Here is a 6,647-nt window from a genome sequence, read left to right as displayed (position 1 = left end):
ATGGGCGGCAGCGAGCCCGGCGCGGGCCAGGGCTGATCGACGCCGTACTCCAGCTCTGGCACCTTCAGCGGCCCGGTCGTGTCCTTGTCCCCACACGCCCCCAAGGCCAGTGGCGCGAGGAGGGTCAGCAGCAAGCGGGTGTGCCTCATGGCGTGGAGCTCGACCGCTGGAAGGTGCGAGGCTTTGCCAGCTGGAAGGGCCCTTCCTTGAGACGGTTGTCCTGGAGATAGGCGCTCGTGATCTGAAGAGAGAGCCCCTGGCTTGTCGGCTCCGACATGATGCTCCACGAGGCGTCATCGATCTTCCACGACAGCTCCGAGGTGAGCACCTCGACGGGGCACTCGCGGCCCGGCACGGTCACCTGCACCCAATAGATGTCCCCCGTGAAGGGCGGAAGGTGCGCCTCGGCCGTGGGCACCAGCAGCTCCGTCAGCCACGCCAGCGGGCCGCGAGAGGGCCTGAGGCCCGCCTGGGCAAGCCGGCCCGGCGTGTCGCACTCCAGCGAGGCGCGCAGTGGCGACGTCCAGGAGATGGTGGGCGGAGGCACGTTCTGGGGATGGACCTCCCCCTCGGCAGGCCACATCACGGTCACGGCTCTCGAGGAGTCCGCGGCCTTCTTCTTCGCGTCCACCATCGTCATCCACGCCTCGTCCGTGGCGGACCCGCCGTAGAGGGGCTCGCCGCAATCCGGCCCCTCGGGGTCCTTGCCGCAGGCAGCGGTGAGCAGCAGGAGCCCGGAGGCGCAGATACTCCCGAGGATGCGTCGTCTCGTTGTCATGATCAGGATCTCCGTTCGGCGTGCCGCCGGGAGCGGCGGCCCAGGGACAGGGTGAGGAACAGGAGCGCGGTGGGGAGGAGGCCCGTACCAGTCCTACAGCCGCAAGACTCGCCCGGAAGCGGATCGCCCGGCTGCTCCGAGGGCCCTCCATCCGGCGGGGCTTCCACACCTCCATCGCTGTAGGAGGGAGCGCCGAGGATCGCAGCGAGCTGTGGCCAGCGGGAAGGGCAGAACTGCTGGACGGAAGTCCCGGCCGGGCACACGTGGGCGCCCTGGATGCCGTTGAGATTGAAGATGGGCTCCCAGGTCGTTCCTTCATTGGAGCTGCGCGCCATGGCCCACTCGTGGACCCAGCTCGAGCCGCAGCCATAGAGGACCTCTCCCACGCGCAGCGCGCACGCGTTGCCGTTCGGCAAGGGGAGCTCGGAGAAGTCCTCGCCCTCCCGGCCGCGGTACATGTGGACGGGGGTGGAGACCCAGACGGTGCGGCCATCCGCGGAGCCCTCCGCTCCGACGATGACATCCGCCGTCTCCATCGCCTGCGTCATCGTGGCGCCGCCGTCCGTGCTCTTGAGCAGGTAGCTGTAGCCCTGGGCGGACACCCGGGCCCAGAGCACCTCCGGCGAGGCCTCGCTCACCAGGAGCAGGATGAGATCATATGGCCGCAGGAACTGGGACAGCGGCTGGGGCAGGCGGGTCCACGTCTGGCCTCCATCGTCGCTGCGGGAGATGAACATCCCCGCCAGATCCTGGCCGGAGGCGTAGAGGCGCCGGGGATCCGAAGGCGCGATGCGGATGGCGGAGTAGCGGGCCTCCGTGCTCAGGGGCAGCACCACCGTCCAGCTCGCTCCCCCATCCTCCGAGCGATAGATGCCGTTGCCCACGGAGGGCTTGCCCGTGGTGACGAACATGATGCGCTCGTCCGTCGGGTGCACGGCGAGGTGGGTGACCCAGGTATCCTTGAAGAAGGGGTGTGAGGTCCACGTGCAGCCCCCATCGGTCGAGCGCACCAGCGGGTTGCCGGTGGCGGCGAGCAGGTCTCCCCCGGTGGACCAGAAGTAGCGCTCCGGACGCCAGGCACCGATGCCCATGCCCTCGGGACAGATCCACCGCCAGGTCTGCCCCTGGTCCCGCGAGATGACCGCGCCGAAGCTGGCACCCGCGATGAGATCGTCCTGGCTCCCTCGGCGCACGCTGAGATTGCTCGTCTCGGGCAGGCCCGCGTGGGCCAGGGCGGGAGCGGCTCGCAACACGAGCAAGGCCAGCAACAGCCTCCAGCAAGGGGGGGTAGGAGTCTTCATCACGGTGGGCTCCGGAGGGCGCGTCCCGCACGATAGCGCCCGGAGCTATTCCGGGTGTAAGGCTTGAGCCACATGAACCTTTTCGGAACCCCTGGCGGCCGCGAAAATGCCCGGCCCCTTCCTCACCTGGAGGACTTCGTGCACCAGCACTTCTTGCTCTGCCTCGCCGGGTCGACCCTGGCGATCCTCACCTTGAGTGCCTGCGCGCACCCAGCGCCCCAGAGTGGCCAGGACACCGCTCCCGCCTCGGGCCACCGGGGGCAGGGCCACGCCATCACCCACCATGGAGCCATGCCCCACCGCTTCGAGAACGCGGATGCCTGGGCCAAGACGTTCGAGGATCCGGCGCGGGATGCCTGGCAGAAGCCGGACGAAGTGGTGGCCGCGCTCGCGCTGTCACCGGATGCGAAGGTCGCGGACGTGGGCTCGGCCACGGGGTACTTCGCCGTGCGGCTGGCGCGGGCGCTCCCCAAGGGCCACGTCTACGGCGTGGACATCGAGGCCGACATGGTGCGCTTCCTCACGGAGCGTGCACGGCGCGAGGGGCTCGGCAACCTCACCGCGGTGCTCGGCGAGCCCGCGGATCCCAAGATCCCCGAGCCCGTCGAGCTCGTGCTGGTCGTGAACACCTACCATCACATCGGGGAGCGGACGGCGTACTTCCGCCGGGTCCTCGGCTCGCTGACCCCGCGCGGCCGGGTGGCCATCGTCGACTTCCGCAAGGGACAGCCGATGGGCCCGCCCGAGCAGAATCGGCTGGATCCAGAGCAGGTGCGCCAGGAGCTGGAGGCCGCGGGCTATCGCTTTGTCGAGGAGCATGGCTTCCTGCCGAACCAATACTTCCTCCTCTTCGCGCGCGCGGGAACCTGACGGTGGCTCGACGGTCCATGATGGGAGTGCTTCGATGCTCCTCCCCACTTCCGAGGCTCACACCATGAGTCGTCTCCCCCTGCTGCTCTCGCTGGCGCTCGCCGTGCTGCCAGGCCCGGCGTGCGTCACGTCGCCGCCCGCTCCGGCCGTGCCTGCCGAGGCCGCTGCTCCCGTGGAGCACGCCTTCCTCTGGGAGGTGCAGGGGGCCCAGGGTGGCACGGTGTACGTGGTGGGCTCCATCCACCTGGCCCGGGCGGGCGAGCTGACCCTTTCGCCCTCCATGGACGCGGCCTTCCAGCGCTCGGATGCGCTGGTGGTGGAGGTGGATGTCGGCGCGGTGGATTCATCGAAGATGCAGCAGGTCATCCTGAAGCAGGGCCTGCTGCCTGGGGACCAGACCCTCTGGCAGCGGCTGGATCCGGAGACGGCGAAGCTGCTGGCGGCCGCAGCCGAGCGCGCCGGGCTGCCCATGGTGGGACTGGAGCGCATGCGGCCGTGGGTCGTCGCGATCACACTCTCCGTGTTGGAGCTGCAGCGCGGCGGCTACGAGCCGGGCCTGGGCGTGGACAGGCTGTTCCTGGACCGGGCCCGGGGTAGCAAGCAGATTGTTGAATTGGAGACAGCTGAGGAGCAGCTCCTGCTGCTCGCCCTCCTGCCCGAGCCGCTCCAGGAGCAGATGTTGCGCGATCAGCTCCGCCGCTCGGGGCAGTCCGAGGGAGTGCTGGAGCGCATCACGGCCGCCTGGAAGGCGGGAGACGCTGAGGGCCTGGCGGCCCAGGTCTTCCAGCAGGAGCAGGAGGACCCAGGCCTGCGCCCGCTGTACGAGAAGCTCTTCTACGAGCGCAACGCGCGCATGGCAGAGAAGGTGGGAGCGATGCTCGCCCAGCCGCGGACGTGGTTTGTGGTGGTAGGAGCAGGTCATGTGGTGGGGCCAGAGGGCCTGTTGGCGCTGCTGCAGAAGCAGGGGCACAGGGTGCGCCAGCTCCCGAAAGCGCCTTAGGCAAACCCCTGCTCATCCCTGCGGCCCGGGAGGAGGGGGGTGTGGTAGCTTGTGTGGTCTCCTGGTCGGCACGATCGAGGAGGCTTGGCGGATCGGTAACACGTCGCCAGACCGCCCGTGGCGGTATAGGAATACAACATGGAGCAATCCTCGGCGGGATCCAACAACAAGGTGGACGAGAACGGGCAGCCGGGCAGTGGGAGCGCCTTGCAGGTCGTGCAGTGGCTGACCACGCGCGACGAGATGGAGACGGCGGTTCAGCTCTATGAGGACATGAGCGCGGCGCAGCGCGAGCGGCTGCTGAAGGAAGCCGTGGCGGCGCCGCCGGAGCAGCGCAAGGGGCTGGTGGAGGTGCTGCGCAAGGCGCGGGACTTCACCGGCGCGGCGCGGCTGCTGGAGGGCAGTGGCGCGGACGCCGAGGCAGCGGCCCTCTACGAGCAGGGCGGCAACCAGGTGGAGGCGGCCGAGGCGTACTTCCGCGCCGGGGACATCGCCAAGGCGGCGGCGGCGCTGGAGCGGGGCGGGGCGCTGGAGCGGGCGCTGGAGCTGTACCGCGGGCTGGGCGCGCGCGAGTCCATGGCGCAGTGCCTGGCGCGGCTGGGGCGCCCGCTGGAGGCCGCGGCGGTGTACCGCGAGCTGGGCAACGTGCACGCGGAGGTGGAGGCGCTGTGCGGAGTGCCGGCGGATGACCCGCGGCACCTGGAGTCCGTGCTGCGCATCTGCACCCTGCTGGACAACGAGGGGCAGCCGCGGCGGGCACTGGCGCTGCTGGTGGACACGCTGCGCGGCTCGGACGAGGCGCGCAAGGATCCGGCGGTGGCGGCCGAGCAGGCCCGGCTGCTGCGGCGAGTGGGGCGGGACGCCGAGGCGGACGAGGTGCTGGCGCAGCTGCCGGGCCCGGGCGTCTCGGCGCCGGCTGTGCCGCCCATGGCGCGGGTGACGCCAGCCACGAGCGGCTACGGGTATCTCAAGGCCATCCCCATCTTCGGCGAGCTGTCGCTGGAGGACATGAAGGACCTGTACCGGGTGGCGCAGCAGGTGCTCATCCCGGAGGGAGCCACGGTGCTGGAGAAGGGCGCGCAGGGCTCGGGGCTCTTCGTGCTGCTGGAGGGCACGGTGGATGTGTTCAGCGGCCCGGAGCCGGATGCCAAGCGGCTCAACACCTTGGGGCCTGGGGCATACCTGGGGGAGATCTCGCTCATCCAGGACGGGCCCACGTCGGCGCACGTGAGGGCGCGCACGGCGGTGCGGGCGCTGCGCATCACCCGGGCGGGCTTCCAGCACTACCTGGACACTCACGAGGCAGCAGCATTGCGTATCTACCGGCTCTTCACGCGCAACCTCGCGGCTCGGGTGCGCGCGCTGAGCGCGTAAGGGGTGGGAGCGGCGGATGACCGACGAGCTTCAGCGGCACAAGGAGAGGGCCGCACGGCTGAGCGCGCTGGACCAGCTGGACGCGGCGCTGGCCGAGTACGAGCAGGTGGTGAAGGCAGCACCGGAGGATGCCGCGAGTCACCAGCGGGTGGCCGAGCTGCGGGAGCGGCTCGGGCGCCGGGTGGAGGCGGTGGCCGCGTATGAGGAAGCGGCGATGGCGTGGGCGCGAGGCGGGCAGCTGCTTCGGGCCATCGTGGCGTGCAAGGGGCTGCTGAAGCTGGAGCCGGGGCACACGCGAACGCCTCGGGCGCTGGCGGATCTCTATGGAGCGCGCGGCACGGGGGCGCACGGCGCGAGCGGAGCTGCGTCCTCGGCCGAGTTCGAGCTGGTGGCGGAGGATCACGGTCCGGCGGCAGGCATGCCCACGGTGCCGCTGTTTTCGAAGCTGGCGCGCGAGCCCTTCGCGGCGGTGGTGGAGGCGCTGGAGGTTCGCACGCAGCCGGCGGGCGAGAACGTGGTGGAGGAGGGGGATCACGGCACGTCGATGTTCGCGCTGGTGGAGGGGCGGGTGGTGGTGGTGCGCCACCTCCAGGGCGGAGAGAAGCGCAAGGTGGGGGAGTTGGAGGAGGGGGCTTTCTTCGGAGAGCTGGCGTTGATCTCGGAGGGCCCTCGGCTGGCGAGCGTGCTGGCGATCAAGTCCGTGGTGCTCCTGGAGCTGACGCGGGCGCGGCTGGCGGAGGTGGTCCGGCGGTTCCCGGCGGTGGGGCAGGTGGTGCAGGCCTTCTACCGGGAGCGCATGGTGGAGAACCTGCTGCGCAGCAACCCGGTGTTTGCGCCGCTGACGACGGAGCAGAAGCAGACGGTGGCGCGGGAGTTCCAGCTGCGCGAGGTGAAGCCGGGCGAGGTGGTGCTCGAGCAGGGGCGGGAGGGAGATGCGTTCTACCTGCTGCTGCGCGGGCGGTGCACGCCGTACCACGCGCCGCCGGGAGGGCAGGAGAAGGCGTACCCTTCGCTGCGCGAGGGGGACGTGTTCGGGGAGATCTCCCTGCTGCTGGGCAAGCCGGTGACGGCGACCGTGCGGGCGGACGTGGCCAGCGTGGTGCTGCGGTTGGATCGGGCCGCGTTCGATCGGCTCATCCTGAGCCAGCCGGGGATGCGGAGCACGCTGACGCGCGTGGGGACGGAGCGGCTGCAGCGGACCGCGCGGCTGCTCTCGGGCAGAGAGCTCCACGACGGCGACCTGCGCGTCTGAGGCGCGCGGCTCCTGGGAGAGCGCCGCTCAGGTGCTCTCAGCGGAGAGCGAGACGGGGTGCTCCCGGAGCCA

At 70.6% G+C, this 6,647-nt stretch carries 6 protein-coding genes; 4 read left to right on the top strand and 2 right to left on the bottom strand.

Annotated features, from left to right (window positions below):
• Positions 1-145 precede the first annotated feature (145 nt).
• Positions 146-778 carry a hypothetical protein gene (locus VD972_RS03575; RefSeq protein ID WP_324980746.1) on the bottom strand — a complete coding sequence of 211 codons (633 nt, stop codon included), beginning with the start codon at positions 776-778 and terminating at the stop codon, positions 146-148.
• 2 nt (positions 779-780) lie between these two features.
• Entirely contained in the window at positions 781-2,079 is a 1,299-nt protein-coding gene (locus tag VD972_RS03570; protein WP_324980743.1) for a hypothetical protein, read from the bottom strand.
• Positions 2,080-2,217: 138 nt separating this feature from the next.
• Here VD972_RS03570 and VD972_RS03565 point away from each other — a divergent pair, with 138 nt between their 5' ends.
• The 4 genes from VD972_RS03565 to VD972_RS03550 all read left to right on the top strand — a co-directional run bounded on the left by VD972_RS03565 (position 2,218) and on the right by VD972_RS03550 (position 6,575).
• Entirely contained in the window at positions 2,218-2,949 is a 732-nt protein-coding gene (locus VD972_RS03565; RefSeq protein WP_324980741.1) for a class I SAM-dependent methyltransferase, read from the top strand.
• Positions 2,950-3,013: 64 nt separating this feature from the next.
• Complete coding sequence (locus VD972_RS03560; protein ID WP_324980736.1) at positions 3,014-3,949, top strand: TraB/GumN family protein; 936 nt, start codon at positions 3,014-3,016, stop codon at positions 3,947-3,949.
• 138 nt (positions 3,950-4,087) lie between these two features.
• The gene (locus VD972_RS03555; protein WP_414653979.1) at positions 4,088-5,323 is read left to right on the top strand and encodes a cyclic nucleotide-binding domain-containing protein; all 1,236 of its coding nucleotides are present in this window, start codon (positions 4,088-4,090) and stop codon (positions 5,321-5,323) included.
• Positions 5,324-5,339: 16 nt separating this feature from the next.
• Positions 5,340-6,575, top strand: a complete 1,236-nt coding sequence (locus VD972_RS03550) for a cyclic nucleotide-binding domain-containing protein (RefSeq protein ID WP_324980733.1) — start codon at positions 5,340-5,342, stop codon at positions 6,573-6,575.
• Positions 6,576-6,647: the final 72 nt, after the last annotated feature.

The sequence above is a fragment of the Hyalangium sp. genome (genome assembly GCF_035629615.1).
In the GTDB taxonomy this organism is placed as follows: Bacteria; Myxococcota; Myxococcia; order Myxococcales; family Myxococcaceae; genus Hyalangium.
Note: the sequence above shows the minus strand (reverse complement) of the source record. Positions and strands in the feature narration are given on the sequence as shown.

Coding starts and splice junctions, on each gene's coding strand:
- VD972_RS03575 (WP_324980746.1), bottom strand. CDS start 778: ATGACAACGAGACGACGCATCCTCGGGAGTATCTGCGCCTCCGGGCTC.
- VD972_RS03570 (WP_324980743.1), bottom strand. CDS start 2,079: ATGAAGACTCCTACCCCCCCTTGCTGGAGGCTGTTGCTGGCCTTGCTC.
- VD972_RS03560 (WP_324980736.1), top strand. CDS start 3,014: ATGAGTCGTCTCCCCCTGCTGCTCTCGCTGGCGCTCGCCGTGCTGCCA.
- VD972_RS03555 (WP_414653979.1), top strand. CDS start 4,088: ATGGAGCAATCCTCGGCGGGATCCAACAACAAGGTGGACGAGAACGGG.
- VD972_RS03550 (WP_324980733.1), top strand. CDS start 5,340: ATGACCGACGAGCTTCAGCGGCACAAGGAGAGGGCCGCACGGCTGAGC.